The organism is Stenotrophomonas sp. 22692 (genome assembly GCF_052045015.1).
Lineage (GTDB): Bacteria > Pseudomonadota > Gammaproteobacteria > Xanthomonadales > Xanthomonadaceae > Stenotrophomonas > Stenotrophomonas geniculata.
The window spans coordinates 1-23,519 of record NZ_JBQEMR010000004.1; the positions used below are offsets into that span (position 1 = coordinate 1).

The following is a 23,519-nucleotide window of genomic DNA, read 5'->3' on the forward strand; positions in this document are numbered from 1 at the left end:
CCCCCCCCCCCCTCCCCCCCCCCCCCCCCCCCCCCCCCCCCCCCCCCCCCCCCGCCATCCCAGGGAATCCTGCTGTTGCCCTTGCTTCGGCCGTTGCCTCTGCGGGTGCAGGGCGCAGCCCTGCCGCTTACCCAACAGGCTGCAGCGGCACCTTCGCCAGCACCCGCGCCCACGGGAACAACGGTCCCGGATCACGCTTGCGCGCCACCGTCAGCGTCGGATCATCGCTGGCCGGCACCTGCTCCAGATCCAGCTGGTCGTGCCCGGCAATCCGCCGCAGCGACGGATAGCGCGCCACCAGCGCCAGCAGCAGCGCCTCCAGCGCCGCCAGCTGTGCCTCGGTGTAGGCCTCGTCCATCGCCTGATGGCGGCTGTCGAACCAGTCCGGGTAGCGCCCGGTGTTGACCAGCTCGATGCCCAGCGTATGCGCGTTCATGCCGCGCACGTGGTGGGCCACCCGTTCCGGTGCCACGTACTGCACCACGCTGCCATCGCGGTCGATGTAGAAGTGGCCGCTGTTGCCGGCGCCGCTGTCATACAGCACGCGCTCGCCGTACTCGCGGGCCATCGCCAGATCGGGCAGCTCGGTGCAGTGGATCACCACCATCTCCAGCGTGGCCGGGTCGCGCAGCGGCAGGCGGTCTTGATAGGGCAGGGGCTGCAGCTGCAGGTCGGGAAGGAGCGGGTTGGGCATCCAGCGATGCTAGCATTGCGGCATGAACCTGCCTCCTCTTTCGCCGCCGACCCGCTCCCACGGAGCGCGTGCATGAGCCGCGGCCACTGCATCCTGTCCCACGGTTTCGAGAGCGGCCCGGAAGCGACCAAGGTCACCGCGCTGGCCGACGTGGCGCAACGCCTGGGCTGGACCCATGAACGCCCGGACTACACCGACCTGGACGCGATGAGCGAGGTCAGCCGGGTGGGTGACGTGCGCACCCGGCTGCAGCGCCTGGTGGAACGTACCGCCATCGCCGCCCAGCAGGGCCCGGTGGTGCTGGCCGGCTCCAGCCTGGGCGCCTACATCTCCGCCATCGCCTCGCTGCAGGTGCCTGTGGCCGGCCTGTTCCTGATGGTGCCGCCGACCACCATGGGCCCGATGCCGGCGCTGGATGCTGCGGCGGTGCCGACCACGGTGGTGCAGGCCTGGCATGACGACGTGGTACCGGCCGCCGGGGTGATTGCCTGGGCGCAGGCGCGTTCGGCGCAGCTGCTGCTGGTCGACGACGGTCACCGCCTGGAGCACCACGTGGAGGCCTCCGCGCAGGCCTTCGAGCGCCTGCTGCGGCAACTGTGAAGCCCGGGCGCACGGCGCGCCCGCCCGCTTTGACTACAATGACAGCCCCGCCGCCCCCGGCGCGGGCCTGCCGGCCGTGCCTACGGCCCTCCTTTCCGACTGGCCCGGCCCCTGTGCCGCGCCCGACCATCTGCGAACCGATTCCGTGAAATTCTTCGTCTCCTGCGCCAAGGGCCTGGAATACCTGCTTGCCGATGAACTGTCGGCCCTGGGCCTTGCCAAGGCCACTGCCACCATTGCCGGCGTCAACGCCGAGGGCGAACTGGAGCAGGCGCTGCGGATCGTGATGTGGTCGCGCCTGGCCAGCCGCGTGCTGTGGCCGATCGACGAGTTCGAGTGCCCGGACGAGCAGGCCCTGTATGACGGCGTGCGTGCGCTGCCGTGGCATGAGCACATCAAGCCGGAGATGACCCTGGCGGTGGACGCACATGTGTCCGGCGACAAGATCACCCACGCCCGCTTTGCCGCCCAGCGGATCAAGGACGCCATCGTCGACCGCATGCGCGATGAGGGCCTGGAACGCCCCTCGGTCAACACCGACCTGCCGGACGTGCGCGTCAACCTGTCACTGCGCAAGGGCCGTGCCTCGCTGTCGATCGATCTCGGCGGCGGCCCGTTGCATCGCCGGGGCTGGCGCGGTGCCGCCCACGAGGCACCGCTGAAGGAAAACCTGGCTGCCGCGCTGCTGCTGCGCGCGCAGTGGCCGCGCCTGCACGCCGCCGGTGGTGGCCTGCTGGACCCGATGTGCGGCAGCGGCACGCTGCTGATCGAGGGCGCGCTGATGGCCGCCGACGTCGCTCCCGGCCTGATGCGCCATGGCAGCCTGCCGCCGAGCCGCTGGCTGGGCTTCGACAAGGCCGCCTGGAAGACCATCCAGAGCGAAGCGCGTGACCGTGAGGCCGCAGGCCTGGCCGCGCTGAAGCCGGTCATCCACGGCAGCGACATCGACCCGACCGCGATCCAGGCGGCACGCGAGAATGCCGAGGTCGCGGGCGTCGCCCACGCGATCCGCTTCACCCGCGCCGACGTCGCCGACCTGGCCGCGCCGGAGCAGGAGATCGGCGCGGTGGTCTGCAACCCGCCGTACGACGAGCGCCTGGCCGCCGATCCGGCGCTGTACCGCGCACTGGGCAACGCCCTGCAGAAGGCCGTGCCGCAGTGGCGTGCCAGCCTGCTGTGCGGCAACGACGAGCTGGCCTTCGCCACCGGCCTGCGTGCGGGCAAGAAGTACCAGATGTTCAACGGTGCGCTGGAATGCGCGCTGATCGTCTGCGACCCGATCGCCGTGCCGGGCCGTGACCCGGCGCAGCCGCGCGAGCTGAGCGAAGGTGCGCAGATGGTGGCCAATCGCCTGCGCAAGAACCTGAAGAAGTTCAAGAGCTGGCGTGCCCGCGAGGACATCACCTGCTTCCGCGCCTACGACGCCGATCTGCCGGAGTACGCGGCGGCCATCGATGTCTACGAGGAAGACGGTGGCAAGCGCCGCACCTTCCTGCATGTGCAGGAATACGCCGCACCGGCGGCGATTCCCGAGAACGACGTGCGCCGCCGCCGCAACGAGCTGCTGGCGGCAGCGCGCGAAGTGTTCGGCGTGCCGCCGGAGCAGGTGTCGATGAAGTCGCGTGAGCGCGGCAAGGGTGGCAGCAAGTACGGCCGTTTCGAACAGCGTGATGAATTCATCGTGGTGCGAGAGAACAATGCGCTGCTGCAGGTGAACCTGTTCGACTACCTCGATACCGGCCTGTTCCTCGACCACCGCCCGCTGCGCCGGATGATGGCCGAGCAGGTGCGCGGCAAGCGTTTCCTCAACCTGTTCTGCTACACCGGCGTGGCCAGCGTGCAGGCCGCGGTGGCCGGTGCCACCAGCACCACCAGCGTCGACCTGTCGGCCACCTACCTGCAGTGGTGCTACGACAACCTGGCGCTGAACGGGCAGGGGGGCAACCAGCATCTGCTGGTCCAGGCCGATGCCATGGCCTGGCTGGAAGGCGACCGGGGCCAGTACGACGTGATCTTCTGCGACCCGCCGACCTTCTCCAACTCCGCGCGTGCCGATGACTTCGATGTGCAGCGCGAGCAGTTGAAGCTGCTGCGCGCAGCCGTGGCGCGGCTGGCACCGGGCGGCGTGCTGTATTTCTCGAACAACTTCCGCCGCTTCAAGCTGGAAGAGAACGCCATCGCCGAATTCGCCCAGTGCCGCGAGATCACCGCGCGCACCATCGGTCCGGATTTCGAGCGCAACGCGCGCATCCACCGCGCGTGGGAACTGAAGCGGTTGGGGTAAGTCCGTCAGTGCCGGCCGATGGCCGGCACCACCCATCTGGCCAGTAGATCCACGCCATGCGTGGATGGCGGTTACAGCAACCCCACCACCAGCCCGGCCACCGGCAACGCGATCGCCAGCGGCGCGATCCACTTCGGTCGGTACGGGTACAGCCCGAACGACAGCGCCACACCGCCCAGGGTCATCGTGCCCAGCCACAGCACCGGGCCCATCGCCCAGCCATGGTCGACCACGCACAACGCGAACGCCACCGTCAGCAGGGCCCAGCCCAGCACCCGCCACTGCGTGCGCCGTGCCGGGGGAGCTGCAGCCTTACCGTGCAGGTCGTGCTGGTGCTTTTCCATCGCCAGCGACAGGGCGGTGAACGCAGAGAACGACAGCGTCAGAGCCAGCAGCATCATGCGCTGGCCTCCGCTTCGGCCGCTTCGACTGATGCCTTCGGCGCTGCTGCGGCAGCCGCGCGCTTCTTCCTCTCGGCCGCACTCAGCGGTGGCGTCCAGCGCTGCATGCGCCAGCCGCACATCGCCAGCATCGCGCCGAAGGCAATCATCGACAGATCAACGCCGGCCAGCACCCAGTCACCGTTGCGCAGGGTGACGCCCAGGTGGGCATGCGTGGTCAGCGCGTTGACCACCGGCACCAGCGCGAACGCGGCGGCGCCCAGGTACAGCTGCCACGCCCACATCATCCGCTTCGGCCAGATGAAAGCGGCCAGCAGCGCGCCGCCCCAAGCGTAGAAGAACACGTTGGCTTCCGCACTCGAGCGCTCGGCGATGGCCAGCGGCAGCAGGCGGTTGCCCCAGAAGTAGGCGGCAAAGGCGATCGGCAGCCCGGCCACGGTGCCGATGTTCAGCGCATCGACCAGGCGCAGGCCGAAGCCGATGCGTCCACTCTTGGCATGCTTGGGATGTTCCTTCACCGCCCACAGCACCACGCCGCTGGCGACCATCAGGCAGCCGACCAGGCCGGACAGGAAGAACAGTGCACGCAGGCCCCAGTCGGCAAAGCGTGCCAGATGCAGGCCGTACAGCACGCCGCGGGTGGCGGTGGCGCCACCGGAGGGCGGTGTTTCTTCCAGCAATGCACCGCTGACCATGTCGTAGCGCACGGCCGGGGTGTCGGTGGACAGGCGCTTGCCATCACGCTGGCGGATGTCGATCACCGCATTGGCCGCGCCCGGGTTGGACACGGTGAAGCCGGCCACTTCCACGCCGTGCCAATGCGCACGCGCGCTGTCCAGCAGTTGCGCGATCGGCAGCGGTGTTGCGCGGCCTTCGGCCGGCGCGGTCACCTCCGGCATGCCGCCGAAGGCTTCGCTGAAGAACTTGTCCTCGTCCTGCGGGTAGGCGACTTTCACGCCCCACGGCAGGTACATGATCATCAGCGTGACGATGCCGGTGTAGGTGATCATCGCGTGGTAGGGCAGGGCCATCACCGCGCTGACGTTGTGGAAATCGAGCCAGGAGCGCAGGCCCTTGTCCTTGCGGAAGGTGAAGAAGTCCTTGAAGATTTTCTTGTGGGTGATGACGCCGGTGATGATCGCCACCAGCATGAACATCGCGCAGAAGCCGACCAGATAGCGTGCCCACAGCACCGGGATGTAGTGCAGGTCGAAGTGCAGGCGGTAGAAGAAATCACCGCCGCGGGTCTCACGGGCCTTCAGTGCCTGGCCGGTGTTGGGGTCGAGCGTGGCATCGCCGAAGCCGCCTCGACGGCCACGGCTGGGGTCGGCCAGTTCCGGGGGCAGTCGCCAGAACATCTGCATGGCCGGGTTGCGCGGCTGCGGCAGGGTGACGAACCAGTTCTCGGCCTGCGCGGCGTTGGCCTGCAGGTAGTCCACCGCGCGCTGCGCGGCGACGTCGATGCTGACGTTGCTGGACGGCAGTTCGGGACGCATCCAGCGGCTGATTTCCTCGCGGTAGTAGCTGGCCGTGCCGGCCATGAAAATCAGCAGCAGCAACCAACCGACCAGCAGCCCGGTCCAGGTGTGCAGCCAGGCCATCGACTGGCGGAATCCGTTCTTCATGCCCAGGCCCCCAGCATGCGCGCGATGGCAGCCATCAGCAGGGTGGGAGCGAGAATGCCGATCCACGCACGCAGCGCGCTGCGGGTAGCGAACGCCCACAGCGCCGCGCAGGCGGCCACCAGAATCGCCAGCAGCATGCCGGTCAGCACGGTCTGGCCGCGCGCGCCAGGCAGGGCCACCGCGCAGAACACGCTGGTCACCGAGGCCAGCGCGTAGCCGCCGAAGATTGCAGCCAACGAGCGTGACAGCACGCCCCAGCGCGGGTTGGAGAAGAAGGTGCGGGGGCTGGCGGTTGCGGGCGAGCGGTCCACGGCGTTCCTGCAGGTAGGGGAGGGGATGGAACGCGTCCGCGGCCCCCTTGCGCCCTGCGCATGTCGCCCAGCGTGTCCCATCGACGAAGCACTGCCCGCGCAGACGGGCAGCCCAGAAGTCGGGGCAGTACACGGGCGATGGGCACGTCTTCGTGCCCGTTTGGCTAAGCGTACAACCGATCAGTAAATGATATGTATTCGCATTTTATGAATCAAGCGTGCTGATCGTGGGCGTTGGCCGGGGCTAGAACCTGAACACCACCGTGGCCGCATGCAGCAGCAGGCCAATCAGGCCACCTACCAGGGTGCCGTTGAAGCGGATGAACTGCAGGTCGCGGCCCACACTCAGTTCCAGCTGCTCGACCAGGTGCCGCTCGTCCCAGCCCTTCACGGTCTGCGCGATATGCGTGGTCACGCCTTCGCGCAGGCGACCGGTCAGACGTTGGGCGCCCTCCAGCAGATGCTGGTTCAGCGCGTCGCGCAGGGCGGGATCGGCCTGCAGGCTGCTGCCCAGCGAGGCCAGGCTGCGCTGCAGGTGGCCGACCAGTGCCGAGTCCTCGCGTTGCAGGTCGGCGCGCAGGCTGGCATGGATGCGCGCCCACAGCCCCTGCACGTAGTCCTGCAGGGCGGGGTGGTCGATCATGTCCTGCTTGAGCTGTTCGATGCGCTCGGCCAGCGCCGGGTCTTCGCGCAGGCGCTGCACGTAGTTCTGCAGCCAGGTCTCATAGTCCTGGCGCAGCGGATGCTGCGGCTCGGCCAGCACCTGTTGCAGTTCTTCCAGTACCGCCCGCGCCAGGCGTTCGGCCAGGCTGTCGCCGATCTCGTCGATCGGCTTGACCCAGTTCACCGTGCTCGACAGGGTGGGCCACTCGCGCTGGATGTAACGCACGATCAGCTGCGAAGCACGCTCCTTCACTTCCGGTTGCTCCAGCCAGCGCCCCAGGCGCTGCAGGCCTTCGTCCAGCACGCGCTGGTGGCGCCCATCGGCGGTCAGCAGGGCCAGCAGCTCACCGGCGGTGGCGGCGGCATTCCACTGCCGCAGCTGCTGCACCACAAAGGCGTGCAGCTGGCGGCGTACGGCGGTTTCGTCGAAGAAATCCAGCGCCTGCAGGGCCCAGCCGCGGGCCATGTCGGCCAGCATCCGCGAGCGCGCCGGGTCGGCCAGCCAGCTGCCGAGGCGGCTGGCTGGATCGAACACCTGCAGCTTGGCCAGCAGCACACCCGGCTCCAGGAACTGGTCGCGCACAAACAGGGCGAGACTGTCGCCGATGCGTTCCTTGCTGCGCGGGATGATTGCGGTATGCGGGATCGGCAGGCCCATCGGCCGCCGGAACAGCGCGACCACAGCGAACCAGTCGGCCAGCGCGCCCACGGCCGCTGCTTCGCAGAAGGCCGAGACCCAGGCCCAGATGCCGCGCTCGCCCTGCCAGTGGCTGATTGCGAAACCGGCCAGCATCAACAGCAACAGGCCCAGCGCGAGGGCTTTCAGGCGCCGCAGCTGAGCGCGGCGCGGATCGTGGGCAGGCGTCATGCGGAAAGTCTAACCGCAGCTTGGTGACGCCTGTCTGTAGAGCCGAGCCCATGCTCGGCTGCCTTGCGCGTGGAAAAGAGCAGCCGAGCATGGGCTCGGCTCTACAGAAGCGCGTCGAGAGCGCTTAGAGCGCTTCCAGCTGCTTGCGCAGCGCGGCCAGCTGCGCGCGCAGGGTGTCGTTCTCGCGGGTCAGCGCGACCACGCGACGGCGCAGGGCCGGTGCATCCTCGCCCAGCTGTTCCAGTGCCGACAGAACCTCGGCATCGCGGCTGGCCACCTCGTCCTCGCTGGGTTCTTCGAAATCCATCTCGGCTGGTTCAGGCTTCGGTGCACGCGGCTTGCGCTTGGACTCGCGCACGCGCTTGGCGGCCTGCTTCAGCTCGTCCTTGCCACCGGCGGCGGCAGCGCGCTGCTCGTCTTCCGGCAGGTCGGCCACGGCCGCAGCGGCGCTGATCGAGATCACGCCGGCCTTCACCGCTTCCACCACCTCGGCCGCGGCCTGGGCGTGGATGCGCTCGATCATGCCGACCTGGCTTGTGCTCAGCTTGGCCTCGCGGGCCAGCTCGGCGCGGCTGATCTTCGGCGCCGGTTCCCACGGCGGGCCGTCCTCGCCCGCGTCTACGACGACGTCGGCGGTGCCGTCGCTCTCGCGCTGCAGCTGGGCCTGCTCGACCTGCTTGCGGGCGGCCAGGATGTCGCGCTTGCGCAGCGCCAGCACACCGCGCTGGAAATCGGACACGCTGCGGCGGCCCAGGTGCTGCTCGATCATCCACAGGTGCACGTCTTCCATGCTCTGGAAACGGGTGTTCTGCACGGTGTTGAAGGGCAGGCCGTGCTTCTGGCAGATGCCGAAACGGTTGTGGCCATCGACCAGCACATCACCCCACAGCACCAGCGCATCGCGGCAGCCTTCGGCCAGGATGCTGCGCTCCAGCGCGTCATGTTCGTCCGCGGTCAGCGGGTCGATGTAGGCCTTGAGTTCTTCTTTGACGACGATATCCATGGGCACGGCAGCGAGCAGGAGCGGAACCGCCGATTGTACCCGCTCGCCACCGCTGGCCCGGGCTCAGGCGGTGGCCTGGATCATCTCGCCCAGGGTGCCGGTGATCTGGTCGATCTGTGCCTTGTCCACGATCAGTGGCGGCGACAGCGCGATGATGTCGCCGGTGCAGCGCACCAGCAACCGGCCGTCGTGGAAGCAGCGCCGGAACACCTCGTAGCCACGGCTGCCGGGAGCATCGCGGCGCGGTGCCAGCTCGACCGCGCCGACCAGCCCGAAGTTGCGGATGTCGATCACGTTGGGCAGGCCCTGCAGTGCATGCAGCCGTTCCTGCCAGTACTCGCCCAGCTCGATGGCACGCTCAAACAGGCGCTCCTCGGCATAGACGTCCAGCGTCGCCAGCGCTGCGGCGCAGGCCAGCGGGTGGCCGGAATGGGTATAGCCATGGAACAGCTCGATGGCCTGCGGCGGGGCCTGCATCAGCGTGGTATGCACGGCGTCGCTGGCCAGCACGCCGCCCAGTGGCACCGCGCCGTTGCTGACCGCCTTGGCAAAGGTCAGCAGGTCCGGGGTGACCCCGAAGCGCTGCGCGGCGAACGGCATGCCAACCCGGCCGAAGCCGGTGATGACCTCATCGAACACCAGCAGGATGCCGTGGTGGTCGCACAGCTCGCGCAGGCGCTGCAGGTAGCCGGGTGCGGGCAGGATCACCCCGGCGGAGCCGGCGATGGGCTCGACGAAGACGGCGGCAATGGTGGAGGCGTCGTGCAGCGTGATCAGTCTTTCCAGGTCGTCGGCCAGTTCCGCGCCCTGGCGCGGCAGGCCCTTGCTGAACGCATTGCGCGGCAGGTCCAGGGTGTGGCGCAGGTAGTCCACGCCACCCAGTTGCAGGCCGAACGCCCTGCGGTTGTTGGGCAGCCCGCCAAGTGCCATGCCGCCGAAACCGACGCCGTGATAGGCCTTCTCGCGGCTGATGAAGCGGGTGCGCTGGCCCTCGCCACGCTGGCGGTGGTAGGCCAGCACGATCTTCATCGCCGTATCCACCGCCTCGGAGCCGGAGCTGGTGAAGAACACATGGTTGAGCGGGCCCGGAGCCAGTGCGGCCAGTCGCTGCGCCAGCGCGAAGGCCGGCGGCGAGCCCATCTGGAAGGCCGGCGAGTAGTCGAGCGTGCGTGCCTGCTCGGCGATGGCATCGACAATGCGTGGGCGGGCATGGCCGGCGTTGCAGCACCACAGGCCGGCAGTGCCATCGAGGATCTGGCGGCCGTCGACATCCTCATAGTGCATGCCTTCGGCGCGCACCAGCATGCGTGGTGCCGCCTTGTACTGGCGGTTGGCGGTGAACGGCATCCAGTACGCGTCCAGTGACTCGGGGCGCTGGGTGGCCAGGTCGTGCAGGTCGCTTTCGGGACGCTTCATGCCAGCTCCGTCGGGTCCGATGCGACGAATGTAGCGCAGCCGCGTCACGGCGGAGTCGCGGCGGTCCCGGTATAACGAAGGCTCGTTGAATGTTGGAGCTTCCCATGGCTGATTTCCCCGACCGTAGCCATTGGCAGGCGCTGGCCCTCCAGCTGTCGATGCCGGGCCAGGCCTTCATCGACGGCCGCTATGTCGATGCCGCCAGTGGCGCCCGCTTCGACTGCATCAGCCCGATCGACGGTCGCGTGCTGGGCGCGGTTGCCGACTGCGACGCGCAGGATGTCGAGCGCGCGGTCCTGGCCGCGCGACGCAGCTTCGAGGCGGGCCACTGGTCGCAGGCCACTCCGGCCCATCGCAAGCGCGTGCTGCTGGCGATGGCGGCATTGGTGGAAGCGCACGCCGATGAACTGGCCCTGCTGGAAACCCTGGACATGGGCAAGCCGGTGCGTGACGCGCGCCGTATCGACCTGCCCGGCGTGGTGCGCTGCCTGCGCTGGACCGCTGAAGCGGTGGACAAGCTGTACGGCGAGGTCGCGCCCACCGGCCCGCACGAGCTGGGGCTGGTCACGCGTGAGGCCGCTGGCGTAGTGGCGGCCATCGTGCCATGGAACTTCCCGCTGTTGATGGCGTGCTGGAAGATCGCACCGGCCTTGGCCATGGGCAACTCGGTGGTGCTCAAGCCTTCCGAGCGGTCACCGCTGAGTGCGCTGCGGCTGGCCGCACTGGCCGCCGAGGCGGGCCTGCCGGAGGGCGTACTGAACGTGTTGCCGGGCCACGGTGCGCGCGTCGGTGAACCGTTGGCCCTGCACATGGACGTGGACGTGCTGGCCTTCACCGGTTCCACTGCCACCGGCGCGAAGCTGCTGCAGTATTCAGGGCGATCCAACCTCAAGCGGGTCTGGCTGGAGTGTGGTGGCAAGAGCCCGCATGTGGTGTTTGCCGACGCCCCCGATCTGGACGTCGCCGCCAAGGCGGTGGCACAGGGCATCTTCTTCAACCAGGGCGAAGTCTGTACTGCCGGCTCCCGGCTGCTGGTCCAGCGCTCGATCCGCGAGGATTTCGTGCATCAGGTGATCGCCCATGGCCAGCACATGCAGCCGCAGCATCCGCTGGAGGCCGATGCACCGATGGGCGCGCTGGTGGATGCCGCGCATCTGCACAAGGTGATGGACGATATTGCACGCGCAGAAGGCGAGGGCGCGCGGCTGCTGCTGGGTGGGCGACGGGCCGAGGTCGAGGCCGGCGGCAGCTATGTGCAGCCGACAGTGTTCGACCAGGTGCGCCCGGAGCAGGCCTTGGCGCGTGAGGAAGTATTCGGGCCGGTGCTGGCCGTACTCGGCTTCGACGACGAGGCCGAAGCGGTGCGCCTGGCCAATGACAGTCGCTACGGCCTGGCCGCGGGCCTGTGGACGCGTGATCTCAGCCGCGCCCATCGGGTCGCGCGGCAGTTGCGCGCGGGTAGTGTCTGGGTGAACGGCTGGGATGGTGGCGACATGACCGCCCCGTTTGGTGGTTACAAGCAGTCCGGCAATGGGCGGGACAAGTCACTGCATGCGTTCGACAAGTACAGCGAGATCAAGGCTACCTGGATCCAGTTGTAACGACGCGATTGCTGGACGGCTGTTCGCTCTTTGTAGAGTCGAGCCATGCTCGACTGCCGTTCGCCCCTCTGTAGCGCCGAGCCATGCTCGGCTGCATCTCGGCAAGAGCAGTCGAGCATGGCTCGACTCTACAAAGGCGTGCCCTCTACCGGCAGCGGGTGCTCACCTGCAGCACGGCCGCACGCAGCATGTCGCGGTCGGCTTCTTCGACGGCGTTCTGGAAATAGTCCATGTCCTGCTTGCCCAGCTCGCACGGGTCGACGATGTACCCCGGTGGCCACAACCCCAGCAGCTGCGCCACGCCATGCACGATCTGCTCGGGGGTCATCTGCCGACGGATCCGGAAGTAATTGCGGCGCGGCCCGAACGCGGGATGGACCTCGCGCCGACCGATCAGGCGTGGCGCCACGCCCGCCGCGCTGATACCGTCACCGCCATCGATGCTGCCCGCAGGCAGGTCCAGCATCAGTGGCGCCGGTGCAGGCGGTTCCTCGGACGCGGGCGTGTTGACATCCGTGGGTGCCGACGGGGTCGGGCGTGGCGCTGTCGAGGGGGCCGGACGCGCCGCCGATGTGGTGGGGGGCGCCGGATGTGGTTGAATCGCCGGGGGGGGCTCCGGCGGTATCCAGCGCAATGAAATCCTGGCACCTTCGTCGCTGCGCAGCGTCATCCTGCCACTGCCCAGCAGCCACACTGCCATCAACCCATGCACCAGCAGCACCGCCAGCCATGCCGCCATGCGCGGCAGCTTCGGCGAATCGGACCACGACAGCGCGACTGCAGTCATCGGCAAAGCATCCATGCAGGGACCGGTGGCGCAGACTAGCGGGCGGCCCGAAAAATTCCGTTGGCATCGGTGTCGGCTGAAACCATCGCCCCGTGTGGCCATCGGCGCGTGGCAGAATCGGGCGATCCGCCGTTACCCGTGTTGCCGATGTCGACGATCACCGCTGCCGCGCCACCCGTGAATTCCCCCAGTCGAGTCCTGCTGGCCAGCCTGATCGGCACCACCATCGAGTTCTTCGATTTCTACATCTACGCCACGGCTGCAGTGCTGGTGTTCCCGCACCTGTTCTTCCCGGACAGCAGCGAACAGGCCGCGCTGCTGCAGTCACTGGCGACGTTTGCGGTCGCGTTCATCGCGCGCCCGGTGGGCTCGGCGGTGTTCGGCCACTTCGGTGACCGCATCGGCCGCAAGGCCACACTGGTGGCCGCGCTGCTGACCATGGGCCTGTCCACGGTGCTGATCGGCCTGCTGCCCACCCATGCCCAGATCGGCCTGTGGGCCCCGGCGCTGCTGGCGCTGTGCCGCTTCGGCCAGGGTCTGGGCCTGGGCGGGGAATGGGGCGGGGCGGTGCTGCTGGCCACCGAGAACGCACCGCCGGGCAAGCGCGCCTGGTACGGCATGTTCCCGCAGCTGGGCGCACCGCTCGGCTTTCTGCTGTCGGCCGGCATCTTCCTCGTGCTTGGCCGCTGCCTGAGCCAGGACGACTTCCTGCAATGGGGCTGGCGTATTCCGTTCGTGGCCAGCGCGCTGCTGGTCGGCCTCGGCCTGTGGGTGCGCCTGAACATCCACGAGACACCCGATTTCAAGAAGGCACTGGAGCGCAAGGCGCCGGTGCGGCTGCCGATGTGGACCGTGCTGCGTGATCATCCGGTGCCGATGCTGCTGGGCACCCTGGGCGCGTTCGCCACCTTCGTGCTGTTCTACCTGATGACGGTGTTCAGTCTCGGCCATGGCACTGCAGTGTTGGGCTACAGCCGCGAGCAGTTCCTGCTGATGCAGATGGCCGGCATGCTGTTCTTCGCGCTGGGCATCCCGCTGTCGGCGCGCTATGGCGACCGTTGGGGCACGCGGCGCACGATGATCGTTGCCAGCGTACTGATCGTCGGCTTCGGTGTGCTGTTCGCACCGCTGTTCCAGCCGCACAGCCCGTGGCTGGTCACTGGCTTCCTGTGCCTGGGCCTGTTCCTGATGGGCCTGACCTACGGCCCCTGCGGCACTTTCCTGGCCGAGATCTACCCGGTGGAGGTGCGCTATACCGGCGCGTCGCTGTCATTCAACCTGGCCGGCATCCTCGGTGCGGCGCCAGCGCCGTACCTGGCCACCTGGCTGGCCGAACGCTTCGGCCTGGTCGCGGTGGGCTACTACCTGTGCCTGACCGCGGTGGCGACCCTGTGCGCGCTGGTGGCACTGCACCGGCGCGCGCTGCGGCTCAACCAAAGAAGCGCTTGAGCGTGCGCCCCAGCCAACCGCCGCCCTGGTGTTCGCGGGCGAACTGGTTCAGGTGCGCCTTGACCTGTTCGGCATAGGCCTGGTCATCACCGCGGATGTGGTTGAACAGCCAGCGCGAGAGCATGGTGCGCAGTTCATCGCTGATGTCCTCACCGGCCTGGAAGCGCATGCGGTACTCCGATACCCGCTTGATGAAGACCTCATGCACGCGCTTGTGCGCGGCACAGAACGGATAGCCCGCTTCCTCCATCAGCTCTTCCTCGAACGCGAAGTGCGACATGGTGTAGTCCACCACCTCATCGATCACTTCACCCACCGCCGCACGCTGCATGCTGGCCTGGGCCACGTGCAGGTGGTTGAGCATCTCGATGATGCGGCGGTGTTGTTGGTCGATCACATCGATGCCGATGTTCAGATCGTCCTGCCAGACCAGTAGTGCCATCCCCGGCTCCCCTTCATGCGTATGTCGGGGCCGACTGTAGAACTGCCGCGCGGGTGCGGCGTTGATCTGGATCAAAGCGGGCCGGTCAGGGCAGGGCAGGCTCGCGCGGGCGCAGCGGGCTGGCCACCGTGGTGCAGCTGACCCGGTTGCGGCCACCGGCCTTGGCCAGGTACAGCTGGCGGTCGGCCTCGGAGATCAACCGGTGCAGTGCATCACGCTGCGGGCGCAGGCAGCACAGGCCGATGCTGACCGTCATGCGCAGGGTGGCGGTGCCGATGTCCACTTCCAGTGCGGCAATGCGCTGGCGCAGTTCCTCGAAGTACAGCAGCGCCTCGTCCTGTTCCATGTCCGGCACCAGCAGGCAGAACTCCTCGCCACCGAAACGTGCGATCAGGTCCTGGCTGCGCGCATGTGCGGCCACTGCGCCGGCCACCGCACGCAGTGCATCGTCGCCGGCTTCATGGCCGTGGGTGTCATTGATGTGCTTGAAGTGGTCGATGTCGATCATCGCCACCGCCACGCACTGGCCATGCAGCTGCAGCTGCGGCAGCTGGCGCTGGCTCTGCTCCAGGAAGCAGCGGCGGTTGGGCAGGCCGGTCAGGAAGTCGCGGGTGGCCAGATCCTGCAGGGTGCCGATCAGTTCCAGCTGGTCCACGTTCTGCGAGACACGGCAGAAGAATTCCTCGCGCGAAAAGGGTTTTCGCAGGAAATCGTTGGCGCCGTTCTTCAGGAAGCGCGGGATCAGCGAGGCATCGGTATTGCCGGAGATGCCAATCACCGCCACCTTGTCGCGCGAGCGCAGGGTGCGCAGGCGACGGGTGAACTCCACGCCCTGCATGCCGGGCATTTCCTGGTCGACCACCGCCAGGCGGATCGCCGGGTGCGCCTCGATCGCAGCCAGGCCCTCGTTGCCGTCGGCGGCTTCATGCACCTCATGGCCGTACATGCGCAGCAGGGCCGCAGCATAGCCACGCGCGGACGGCGAATCGTCCACCACCAGCGCGGCGATGCGGCGGTTGCGTTCCAGCCGCTGCACCAGCCACACCAGGTAGTCGATGCTGCCGGGGGTGTTCTTCAGCACGTAGTCGATGATCTGCTGCTGCAGCACGCGCTTGCGCAGGTCCTCGTCGTACACGCCGCTGACCACCACGGTGGGCAGGTCGCGCTTGAGGAAGAACTCGACCACCGCATCACGGTCGCCGTCGGCCAGCACCAACCCGGTCAGCACCAGGAACCAGCCGCCGCCTTCGTTGAGCAGGCGGTCGGCCTCGGCCAGAGTGGAGGCGATCACCACTGGCAGTTCCAGGCGCTGTTCGATGGCTTCGCGCAGCATGCCGGTGAACGCACGGGAGTTTTCGACCAGCAGGATCCGCTGTGGCAGGGGATCGGCCAGGTCGCCATCGACGGCGGCCTGCGGCAGGACGGGCATGATGCGGTGGCTCACGAAGGAGGGCTCGGCACGGATAGCGGCGGTTTCGGGTGTAACTTTAGCGGCGAACGTTGCGCGCTGGGCCAGATTCCGTGTCAGGCCGCCGCTGGCGCCGCGTGGCTGATCGATTCATGCAGGACCAGTCGCAGCCGATTGCCCCGGCAGTTGACCTTGCCGCCGTAAGCAAGCATTCGACCGGCCAGGCGCTCGACGGCCTGGTCGGTGGTGCGTGCCGACAGCGTGCAACCACGGTCGAGCAGGCTCACGACAGCAACGATGCCGCGACGTCCGCCCGCCCGGCCACTTCGGGCACGCACGCAGACCTGCCCGGTCTCCAGCTCCAGCAGCAGTGACACCGCCTCGATCAAGGAGCGATAGATGGCCAGTTGCAGATCTACAGTCAGCAGACAAGGGTTACCCGCCAGCCTGGGCGGAATGACGCGATGCGTGTTGTTCCAGATCTCGCATGCGCCGCCTGCTTGCAGCGCGATGTACAACCCGACCTGCTCCAGCCCGGTGGGGTAGACCATGCTGGCCTGCTCGCGGAACAGACGTGAGTGCACGGATGACGCGTGTTGCAGGCTGTTCGCCACGGCATGATGACCCTGATCCTTCAGCCAGCTGACCATCTCGCTGAGCGAACTGTCCATGCCCTCGCCCAGATGCTTCAGATGGGCCGCGCGTTCACGCAGCTCACGCTCGCTGGTCTGGTGGGAACTGCGTGCCAGACGCAGGGCGTTCCGTTCAGCCTGCCAACGGGCCTGTGCGCGTTGATGGTGATAGCTGATGCTGGATCCGAGTGCGAGCAATGCGACGCTGATCACAGCCATGTTCTGTTGGGTGGCGAACGTACCGAGGTCGAAAGAGGAGGGCAGGCCGGTACTGGGCGTAGCGCCGTGAAGTGGGAGATTCAACAGCGGAATCGCGATGGCAGCGCCACGCCAGCCATGCATGAAGGTCAGGGCGATGGCAGGCAGAGCCGCCAGCAGGACAAGGTGTGTGCGGGTGGTATGGGCGCTGCTGTCTGTCAGTTGCATGCCCAACCCCAGTATCAGCATCGCCAGGATCGCCGCAGCTGTAGGCGCGACAAAGCGGGTGCTCCAACTGGGATCCACGTGCCGCTGCGCCCAAAGAAAGGCCAGTGGGAGCAGGGTAATGATGGCCGCGAAGTGGCCAAAGATCGTTCGGTCGACCGCGTCCAGCAGGTTGCTCGGCGGAGGATTCGACCAGAGGACATATGAAATGCTCAGGTTGAGAGCCGGGACGAACAGTGCCGTGCAGATCGACAACGACAGCAGCCAGAGGCCGGTGGCTGCCTCGGACGGCATTCTCCTTCGATGCAGGTAGACCACCAGCATCGCCATCGGCATCAGCAGTGTCGAAGCCAGAATGACCCAATCCAGGCCATAGGAGTCGATCATAGGAATGCGCAGCGTTGCGAAGTACGCATACTCGCCCAGCAGCAGGTAGGGCCACAGACGGGTCGGGACGATCAGCAGCGCCGCTGCCCGGATACCTGCGGGCAGGAAGAACTGATCCAGCGAGAACTGACGCGATATGAGGCAGCTGGCAGCATAGGTGGCGGCCAGCACAAGACCGACCGGACGGATCCGGAAGCTCAGCTCAATTGCCTTCTTGAATCGGTCCAAGCCTGAGCCTCCCATGCTCCGGGGCATCACGCCAAGCCCGATGTGGACACTATCTGTAGACGAAAGGACGTGCAATCTCTACGGGGGGCATAGGGCGCCCACAGGGTGCTGGTAGTTGGTTCCTGATCTTCCGCGGCGGACGCAGTTTTCCACATTGCATCCAGATGCGCGCTGCTATGTATCAAGAGGGCCCATAGACATATAGTGGTCCTTGAATGCCCAGGTGAGGCGAGGGTGCCGTGCGGCGGAGCATTGACGGCGGTGCCCGGCTCAACAGGGTGGGAGTTTCATCGTGCTCTTCGTTTTCTTTATCGAGGAAAAAAAATGCGAGTAACTAATGCTGGGGCGGTGTTGGGAGTGATCATCGCCGCTGGGCTGCCGATGGCGGTTTGGGCACAGTCTGACGATCACGGTATCCGTTTGAGCCGGCAGGGGCTGGGGGAGGCATTCCCTGCGACGGTCAATCTGAGCCAGGATCCTGCTTGGCAGGTCTACGGTTTCCAGCGTGATGGTATTTCCTATTTCCAGGTAAATGACCTCGCTGGTCGCATCCAGGTCATCATAGGCAACGCTGGTGGAGTTTTCTGGGCGCTCCCGGCCGGCAAGGCGCAGATACCTGTGTCGTTGCCAGGCCAGCCGTTGCCAGTACCAGGCAATGCAATCCGCTCGCTGGTCTATCGCGGAAATGGTTTCGTGTTGGTGCGCTACAGCGCCGGTACAAGTGCGGTCTGGGCCATCGAAACGCAGTAATCACTGGTCAGCAGGTGGCAAACATCACCTGTTGGTCAACCGTTCTCAGCCAAATCTCGGTCAGCCATGTGTCCGTTCACCGGCACGCCGTTGCGACTGTGGTCAGGCGTTCACCCGATTTTGAGCCTAGGCGGAAGATGCAACTCGGGCGCCAAATGAACTCCCTTCTTGCGACTCACGCAGTGTCGTGGTGCCAGGCTCCACCAGCACCATGACGATGCGGCTTTGGCGACAGTGAACGGACCCACCAAAGGCCAGCGCACGCCCGGCCAACCGCTCCCTGACGAGACTGACGGTTGTTGGGGACAATGCGCGATGCCGATCCAGCAGCGAGGCTGTCATGACGATTCCTCGCTGTTGTCCCGCGTTGACGCAGCGTGCCCGGACGATGACCTGCCCGGATTCGCACTTCAACAACAAAGAAACGGCATCGATGAGAGTCCGGTATGCCGTCAGCTGCAAGTCCAGGCTGAGACGGCAGGGATCACCGGCAAGGCGCGGTTCGGCTACGCGGTGCGTATTGACCCACGCCGAGCGCACGCCTCCGGCCTGCAGTGCAACATACAGACCCAACTGCTCAAGCGCAGTGGGATACACCAGGCTTGCCTGTTCGCGGAACAGCCGGGAGTGCACATTGGCTGTGTGAGTCAGGCTGTTGGCAATTGCGGAATGACCGTGGCTGTTGAGCCAGTTGATGACTTCCGAAAGCGACAGGTCGATGCCGTCACCCAGCTTGCGCAGGTGAATCGCGCGTTCGCGAAGATCTGACTCGCTCGCCAGGTGCGAGCTGCGCGCAAGGTTGATGGCGTTCTTTTCGCCCACCTCACGCAACTGATAGCGCCGACGAAAGTGGCTTATACGGGAGCCAAGCAGCAGTAGTGCTACTCCCGTGATGGCCATGATTTGCTGTGTGGTGAACGTTGCGGCATCAAAGGCTGCTGCATAGGGCTTTGGCGTTGTCAGGCCAATAATCAGATTCAGCATCGGTACGCCGACGGCCGCACCGCGCCAGCCATGCAGGCACGTGAGTGCGATCACGGGCAGCCCCATCAGTAACTGCAGGGACGTCCGGAGTGTACTGGCTTCGTTGGGAATCAACGATGCGGTAACGCCGAGCAATGTCATCAACAACAGGGCCACGGCGGTGGGGCCTGTGAAAATGGTCTTCCAGTGTGGTTCGGTGTTTCTCATTGCCCAAAGCAATGCGAGGGGAGTCACCGTAAGGATGGCAATGAAATCACCTACGCTGAAACGTGCTGCACGGGAAAGGAACGCAAGCGCCGAATCTGCGGGTGGCGTTGGCCAAAGCAGTTGGGAAAGGCTCACATTCAAGAGAGTGACCACGACGGAGGAAAGGAACGCGATGGCCAGAAGACGGGATGTGACCGAGTTCGCAAAAAAGCTGCGGGCCCAGCGGGTGATGAGCATTACTGCAGGCATCAGCACGCCTGACGCGAGGATGGCCCAGGCTGCGCCGTACTTTTCAACCATCGGCAATCGCATCTGCGCAAAGTAGGCGTACTCACCCAGCAGCAGATAAGGCCAGAACCGCGTTGGGCATAGCAGCACTGCAGCCACGCGAACGCCGGCAGGTAGGTAGAACTGATCAAGGGACAACTGGCGGGTGGCCCAACAGGCAATGGCATACAGCACAGCCAAGGCAAGTCCTGCCGGATGGATGCGCAACTTCAGCTGCAGGCCTTCATTCCACCAATTCAATCGCACTACCCCTTCACAGTACGTTCCCTGTCAGCATCCATTCGCCGCGGGACCCGGTTCGTGCCGACGGTATCGACACGCGTTCGATTATGCAATCTCCGCAGCGCAGCGCCGGGCAAGTGAGAAAATCATCACATGAATTCCCGTGGCGACGGGTTTCACAGTTTCCGAGGGAGCCAATTCAGGGTGATCCCTGATCAACTCACCACAACGCATCCCGCAGCTTGTACCACGACATCGCCGCCACCAGCAGCGGCGTGCGCAGCAGCCGGCCGCCAGGGAAGGGGGCATGCCGCAGGCGCTGGAACACATCCAGGCGCTCGCTCTGGCCTGCAATGGCAGCGGCGATCACCTCACCGGCCAGCCCGGCGGCGGCCACCCCATGGCCGGAGAACCCCTGCGCGAAGTACAGGTTGCCGTCCAGCCGGCCCCAATGCGGGGCGCGGTTGCGGGTAATGTCCACATAACCGCCCCAGACCTGCTCCAGCGCCACGTCGGCCAGCTGCGGGAACACCTGGTGCATGCGCCGCTGCATCACCCCGCGCAGGCCGGGCGGGGGCAGTGCTGAATAGCTGGCACGGCCACCAAACAGCAGGCGGTGGTCGTGGCTGAGACGGAAGTAGTCCAGTGCCCAGGCGGTGTCGGCCACGGCCATGTTGTTGCCGATCAGGGCATGGGCGCGCTCGGCACCCAGCGGCGCGCTGGCGCCGATATAGGTGCCGACCGGCATGATCCGCCGTTCCAGCTCGGGCAGCAGGCCCTGCAGCCAGGCGTTGCCGGCCACCACCAGATGCGCGGCGCGCACGCTTCCCTGCGCGGTATGCAGGGTGGGCTGCGGTCCGAGCTGCACGCGGGTCACTGCGGAGTTCTCGTGGATCACCGCGCCGGCCGCACGCGCCGCATCGGCCAGTCCGCGGGCATAGGCCAGGGGCTGCAGATGCGCGCTGAGCGGATCGAACATCGCGGCGCGGTAGCGCGGGCTGTCCAGCTGTGCGCGCAGGGCATCACGGTCCCACCACTGCATGGGGTAGTCGTAGTGGCGTTGCAGATGCTCGCAGTTGGCCCGCAGGTCGCGCTCATGGCGTTCGCGGATCGCGACGCTGGCGTGGCCTTCCACCCAATGGCAGTCGATGCCGTGGCGATCGATGCGTGTGCGCATTGCCTGCACCGCGTCGCGTGACCAGTCGAACAGGTGGCGCGCATCATCACGACCGAGCTGACGCTCCAGCTCGTCCACCTCGCAGCCATAGCCGACCAGCGCCTGGCCACCGTTGCGACCGGACGCGCCCCAGCCGATCCGCTGCGCGTCCAGCACCACCACGCGCTGGCCGCGCGTAGCCAGTTCAAGTGCGGCGGTCAGGCCGGTATAACCCGCGCCGAGCACTGCGACATCGGCCTGCACATCCCCCCGCAACGAGGGCAGTGCGGGCGGTTCGGGCAGGCTGGCGGCGTACCAGCTGGGCGGGAAGGCGGCGCTCACCGCGGGCCTCGCGGGCGCAGTGCGGGAGGGGGGAGCGGGAGAGGACGATCAGCATTCACCCGCGTAGTTTCGCCGATGCGTGACAGCCATGGTGTGACGGCGACGACTTGCCGCCCTCGGCGGGCGACGGGTAACGTGTCGGCACGTCAAGGAGTTTTTCCATGCGCCGCCTGCCCTGGGTGGGCCTGCCCACCGACAGTACCGTGCTCGGCCATCACCGCTTCGCGGTGGCCGGCGAGAAGTACGTGCGCGCGCTGGCCGAGTCCGCCGAAGTGACCCCGGTGGTACTGCCGAGCCTGCAGCCTCCTTTGCCGGCTGGCGACTGGCTGCAGGGGCTTGATGGCCTGCTGTTGACCGGCGCGGTCAGCAACATCGAACCGCAGCACTACGAGGGCGGTCGCAGCTGGCCGGGCAATCCGCATGACCCGGCCCGTGATGCCAATGCGTTCGCGTTGCTGCGTGAGGCTTTGGCGCAGGATCTTCCGGTACTGGCGATCTGCCGCGGCTTCCAGGAACTGAACGTCGCGCTGGGTGGCAGCCTGCATCCGCAGGTGCATGCGGTGCCGGGCCTGTCCGATCATCGCGAAGACCCGCAGGCGCCGGTGGAGGTGCAGTATGGGCCGGCCCATGCGATCACCCTGGCTACCGATGGCTGGTTGGCGCAGTGGCACGGCAGTGACCGGGCGCAGGTCAATTCGGTGCACGGGCAGGGCATTGCCCGCCTCGCGCAGGGTCTGCAGGTCGAGGCCGTGGCTGATGATGGACTGGTCGAGGCGGCGCGCAGCCTGCACCATCGTTTCGTGCTCGGCGTACAGTGGCACCCGGAGTGGCGTGTCATGCAGGCGCCGTTCTATCACGCTATTTTCCGTGCGTTCGGCCAAGCTTGCCGGCAGCACCAACAGAACCGACTGGATTCCCGATGAGTTCCCGAACGCGCCCGCGCAAGACGGCCACGCCCCCCGCACCGCAGGAAAGCAGCCTGCTGCGCTGGCTGAAGGAGCGGCGCATCACCGAGGTCGAATGCCTGGTGCCGGACATCACCGGCAACGCGCGCGGCAAGATCATTCCCGCCGACAAGTTCTCGCACGACTACGGTACGCGGCTGCCCGAAGGCATCTTCGCCACCACCGTCACCGGCGAGTTCCCTGATGACTACTACGAGCTGACCTCGCCGTCGGACTCGGACATGATGCTGCGCCCCGATCCGGACACGGTGCGCATGGTGCCGTGGGCGGCCGATGCCACCGCGCAGGTCATCCACGATTGCTACACGAAGAACGGTGAGCCCCACGAACTGGCACCGCGCAATGTGCTGCGCCGGGTGCTGGCAGCCTACGCCGAGCTGGGCCTGCGCCCGGTGGTGGCGCCGGAGCTGGAGTTCTTCCTGGTGCAGAAGAACACCGACCCGGACTTCCCACTGCTGCCACCGGCCGGCCGCTCCGGGCGCCCGGAAACCGCGCGGCAGTCGTACTCGATCGACGCGGTCAACGAATTCGACCCGATCCTCGACCTGATGTACGACTACGCCGACGCGATGAAGCTGGACGTGGACACGCTGATCCACGAATCCGGCGCAGCGCAGCTGGAGGTGAACTTCACCCACGCCGATGCGATGGACCTGGCCGACCAGGTGTTCCTGTTCAAGCGCACCATGCGCGAGGCAGCGATGCGCCACGGGGTGTATGCCACCTTCCTGGCCAAGCCGATGGAGAACGAGCCGGGCAGCGCCATGCACATCCACCAGAGCCTGGTGCGGGTGAGCGATGGCAGCAATGTGTTCGCCGGCGAGACCCATGCCGAAGGCGAGTTCAGCCCGGTGTTCGGCCACTACCTGGGCGGCCTGCAGAAGTACGTGCCGCAGGCAATGGCGTTCTTCGCGCCGAATGTGAATTCCTATCGGCGACTGGTGTTCGGCGAGGTCTCGCCGAGCAACGTGCACTGGGGCTATGACAACCGCACCTGCGGGCTGCGCGTGCCGCTGGACACGCCTGAGAACATGCGCGTGGAAAGCCGCTTCGCCGGCTCCGACGCCAACCCCTACCTGGCGATGGCCGCGACCCTGGCCTGCGGCCTGCTGGGCATCCGTGAGCGGCTGGCACCGGACGCACCGGTCACCGGCAGTGCCAAGGAACTGGGCTACAACCTGCCGCGCTCGCTGGGCGAAGCGCTGGACGGGCTGGAGCAGTGCAGCGAGCTGCAGGCGCTGCTGGGCGAGCGCTTCTGCCGCGCCTACATCTCGGTCAAGCGCAAGGAATACGAGACCTTCTTCCGCGTCATCAGCTCGTGGGAGCGCGAGTTCCTGCTGCTGAACGTCTGAGCATCTGGAATAGAAAAATCCGCCGCCGGGG

The 23,519-nt window shown here is 66.8% G+C and carries 20 protein-coding genes; 7 read left to right on the top strand and 13 right to left on the bottom strand.

Annotated elements, in window-relative coordinates:
* Positions 1-127 precede the first annotated feature (127 nt).
* Positions 128-694: an N-acetylmuramoyl-L-alanine amidase gene (locus ACTJJM_RS06040; protein ID WP_010486193.1), complete on the bottom strand. Its 567-nt coding sequence runs from the start codon at positions 692-694 to the stop codon at positions 128-130.
* 72 nt (positions 695-766) lie between these two features.
* On the opposite strand from ACTJJM_RS06040, the gene ACTJJM_RS06045 reads away from it, so the two are divergent.
* Entirely contained in the window at positions 767-1,294 is a 528-nt protein-coding gene (locus ACTJJM_RS06045; protein ID WP_019336678.1) for an alpha/beta hydrolase, read from the top strand.
* Positions 1,295-1,439: 145 nt separating this feature from the next.
* On the top strand, positions 1,440-3,578 hold the full coding sequence (rlmKL, locus tag ACTJJM_RS06050; protein ID WP_010486189.1) for a bifunctional 23S rRNA (guanine(2069)-N(7))-methyltransferase RlmK/23S rRNA (guanine(2445)-N(2))-methyltransferase RlmL: 2,139 nt from the start codon (positions 1,440-1,442) through the stop codon (positions 3,576-3,578).
* Positions 3,579-3,649: 71 nt separating this feature from the next.
* On the opposite strand, the gene ACTJJM_RS06055 is transcribed toward rlmKL, so the two are convergent.
* From ACTJJM_RS06055 to ACTJJM_RS06080, 6 genes are all read right to left on the bottom strand, one after another.
* Complete coding sequence (locus ACTJJM_RS06055) at positions 3,650-3,979, bottom strand: DUF3325 domain-containing protein (RefSeq protein WP_010486188.1); 330 nt, start codon at positions 3,977-3,979, stop codon at positions 3,650-3,652.
* Positions 3,976-5,604: a PepSY-associated TM helix domain-containing protein gene (locus ACTJJM_RS06060; protein WP_159359956.1), complete on the bottom strand. Its 1,629-nt coding sequence runs from the start codon at positions 5,602-5,604 to the stop codon at positions 3,976-3,978. Before ACTJJM_RS06060 ends, ACTJJM_RS06055 begins: the two co-directional genes overlap by 4 nt.
* Complete coding sequence (locus tag ACTJJM_RS06065; protein WP_019336682.1) at positions 5,601-5,915, bottom strand: DUF3649 domain-containing protein; 315 nt, start codon at positions 5,913-5,915, stop codon at positions 5,601-5,603. Before ACTJJM_RS06065 ends, ACTJJM_RS06060 begins: the two co-directional genes overlap by 4 nt.
* 244 nt (positions 5,916-6,159) lie before the next feature.
* Positions 6,160-7,446: a DUF445 domain-containing protein gene (locus ACTJJM_RS06070; RefSeq protein ID WP_341927536.1), complete on the bottom strand. Its 1,287-nt coding sequence runs from the start codon at positions 7,444-7,446 to the stop codon at positions 6,160-6,162.
* A gap of 124 nt (positions 7,447-7,570) precedes the next feature.
* The gene (locus ACTJJM_RS06075) at positions 7,571-8,449 is read right to left on the bottom strand and encodes a plasmid replication/partition related protein (protein ID WP_341927534.1); all 879 of its coding nucleotides are present in this window, start codon (positions 8,447-8,449) and stop codon (positions 7,571-7,573) included.
* 63 nt (positions 8,450-8,512) lie between these two features.
* Positions 8,513-9,865, bottom strand: a complete 1,353-nt coding sequence (locus ACTJJM_RS06080) for an aspartate aminotransferase family protein (RefSeq protein ID WP_440865317.1) — start codon at positions 9,863-9,865, stop codon at positions 8,513-8,515.
* Between the two features lie 104 nt (positions 9,866-9,969).
* On the opposite strand from ACTJJM_RS06080, the gene ACTJJM_RS06085 reads away from it, so the two are divergent.
* Positions 9,970-11,466, top strand: coding sequence for an aldehyde dehydrogenase (locus tag ACTJJM_RS06085; protein ID WP_126560969.1), 1,497 nt, complete (start codon positions 9,970-9,972; stop codon positions 11,464-11,466).
* Between the two features lie 145 nt (positions 11,467-11,611).
* Here the strand turns inward: ACTJJM_RS06085 and ACTJJM_RS06090 are convergent, their stop codons facing one another.
* Positions 11,612-12,253, bottom strand: a complete 642-nt coding sequence (locus ACTJJM_RS06090; RefSeq protein WP_440865318.1) for a hypothetical protein — start codon at positions 12,251-12,253, stop codon at positions 11,612-11,614.
* 147 nt (positions 12,254-12,400) lie between these two features.
* Here ACTJJM_RS06090 and ACTJJM_RS06095 point away from each other — a divergent pair, with 147 nt between their 5' ends.
* A complete protein-coding gene (locus ACTJJM_RS06095; protein ID WP_010486179.1) occupies positions 12,401-13,702 on the top strand; it encodes an MFS transporter in 1,302 nt (433 codons plus the stop codon).
* Here ACTJJM_RS06095 and ACTJJM_RS06100 read toward each other — a convergent pair.
* The 3 genes from ACTJJM_RS06100 to ACTJJM_RS06110 form a co-directional block, all read right to left on the bottom strand.
* Positions 13,683-14,144 (bottom strand): bacteriohemerythrin, encoded by a 462-nt coding sequence (locus ACTJJM_RS06100; protein ID WP_004151683.1) that lies wholly within the window; start codon positions 14,142-14,144, stop codon positions 13,683-13,685. The two genes, ACTJJM_RS06095 and ACTJJM_RS06100, sit on opposite strands and share 20 nt — an antisense overlap.
* An 85-nt stretch (positions 14,145-14,229) precedes the next feature.
* The gene (locus ACTJJM_RS06105) at positions 14,230-15,573 is read right to left on the bottom strand and encodes a diguanylate cyclase (RefSeq protein WP_049455536.1); all 1,344 of its coding nucleotides are present in this window, start codon (positions 15,571-15,573) and stop codon (positions 14,230-14,232) included.
* Positions 15,574-15,668: 95 nt separating this feature from the next.
* A complete protein-coding gene (locus tag ACTJJM_RS06110) occupies positions 15,669-17,222 on the bottom strand; it encodes an MASE1 domain-containing protein (protein ID WP_043400407.1) in 1,554 nt (517 codons plus the stop codon).
* Positions 17,223-17,546: 324 nt separating this feature from the next.
* Here ACTJJM_RS06110 and ACTJJM_RS06115 point away from each other — a divergent pair, with 324 nt between their 5' ends.
* Complete coding sequence (locus ACTJJM_RS06115) at positions 17,547-17,972, top strand: hypothetical protein (RefSeq protein ID WP_043400410.1); 426 nt, start codon at positions 17,547-17,549, stop codon at positions 17,970-17,972.
* A gap of 126 nt (positions 17,973-18,098) precedes the next feature.
* Here the strand turns inward: ACTJJM_RS06115 and ACTJJM_RS06120 are convergent, their stop codons facing one another.
* Positions 18,099-19,697, bottom strand: a complete 1,599-nt coding sequence (locus ACTJJM_RS06120; protein ID WP_043400413.1) for an MASE1 domain-containing protein — start codon at positions 19,695-19,697, stop codon at positions 18,099-18,101.
* Positions 19,698-19,893: 196 nt separating this feature from the next.
* Positions 19,894-21,171, bottom strand: coding sequence for an NAD(P)/FAD-dependent oxidoreductase (locus ACTJJM_RS06125; RefSeq protein ID WP_049455535.1), 1,278 nt, complete (start codon positions 21,169-21,171; stop codon positions 19,894-19,896).
* Between the two features lie 161 nt (positions 21,172-21,332).
* Between ACTJJM_RS06125 and ACTJJM_RS06130 the strand changes: the two genes are divergently transcribed.
* Both ACTJJM_RS06130 and ACTJJM_RS06135 read left to right on the top strand, forming a co-directional pair.
* The gene (locus ACTJJM_RS06130) at positions 21,333-22,094 is read left to right on the top strand and encodes a gamma-glutamyl-gamma-aminobutyrate hydrolase family protein (protein WP_049455534.1); all 762 of its coding nucleotides are present in this window, start codon (positions 21,333-21,335) and stop codon (positions 22,092-22,094) included.
* Positions 22,091-23,488 (top strand): glutamine synthetase family protein, encoded by a 1,398-nt coding sequence (locus ACTJJM_RS06135; protein ID WP_019337139.1) that lies wholly within the window; start codon positions 22,091-22,093, stop codon positions 23,486-23,488. The genes ACTJJM_RS06130 and ACTJJM_RS06135 overlap by 4 nt, the downstream gene beginning before the upstream one ends.
* Positions 23,489-23,519: the final 31 nt, after the last annotated feature.

Coding starts and splice junctions, on each gene's coding strand:
- ACTJJM_RS06070 (WP_341927536.1), bottom strand. CDS start 7,446: ATGACGCCTGCCCACGATCCGCGCCGCGCTCAGCTGCGGCGCCTGAAA.
- ACTJJM_RS06090 (WP_440865318.1), bottom strand. CDS start 12,253: ATGACTGCAGTCGCGCTGTCGTGGTCCGATTCGCCGAAGCTGCCGCGC.
- ACTJJM_RS06115 (WP_043400410.1), top strand. CDS start 17,547: ATGCGAGTAACTAATGCTGGGGCGGTGTTGGGAGTGATCATCGCCGCT.
- ACTJJM_RS06060 (WP_159359956.1), bottom strand. CDS start 5,604: ATGAAGAACGGATTCCGCCAGTCGATGGCCTGGCTGCACACCTGGACC.
- ACTJJM_RS06040 (WP_010486193.1), bottom strand. CDS start 694: ATGCCCAACCCGCTCCTTCCCGACCTGCAGCTGCAGCCCCTGCCCTAT.
- ACTJJM_RS06045 (WP_019336678.1), top strand. CDS start 767: ATGAGCCGCGGCCACTGCATCCTGTCCCACGGTTTCGAGAGCGGCCCG.
- ACTJJM_RS06105 (WP_049455536.1), bottom strand. CDS start 15,573: ATGCCCGTCCTGCCGCAGGCCGCCGTCGATGGCGACCTGGCCGATCCC.
- ACTJJM_RS06055 (WP_010486188.1), bottom strand. CDS start 3,979: ATGATGCTGCTGGCTCTGACGCTGTCGTTCTCTGCGTTCACCGCCCTG.
- ACTJJM_RS06135 (WP_019337139.1), top strand. CDS start 22,091: ATGAGTTCCCGAACGCGCCCGCGCAAGACGGCCACGCCCCCCGCACCG.
- ACTJJM_RS06080 (WP_440865317.1), bottom strand. CDS start 9,865: ATGAAGCGTCCCGAAAGCGACCTGCACGACCTGGCCACCCAGCGCCCC.
- ACTJJM_RS06130 (WP_049455534.1), top strand. CDS start 21,333: ATGCGCCGCCTGCCCTGGGTGGGCCTGCCCACCGACAGTACCGTGCTC.
- ACTJJM_RS06075 (WP_341927534.1), bottom strand. CDS start 8,449: ATGGATATCGTCGTCAAAGAAGAACTCAAGGCCTACATCGACCCGCTG.
- ACTJJM_RS06100 (WP_004151683.1), bottom strand. CDS start 14,144: ATGGCACTACTGGTCTGGCAGGACGATCTGAACATCGGCATCGATGTG.
- ACTJJM_RS06095 (WP_010486179.1), top strand. CDS start 12,401: ATGTCGACGATCACCGCTGCCGCGCCACCCGTGAATTCCCCCAGTCGA.
- ACTJJM_RS06085 (WP_126560969.1), top strand. CDS start 9,970: ATGGCTGATTTCCCCGACCGTAGCCATTGGCAGGCGCTGGCCCTCCAG.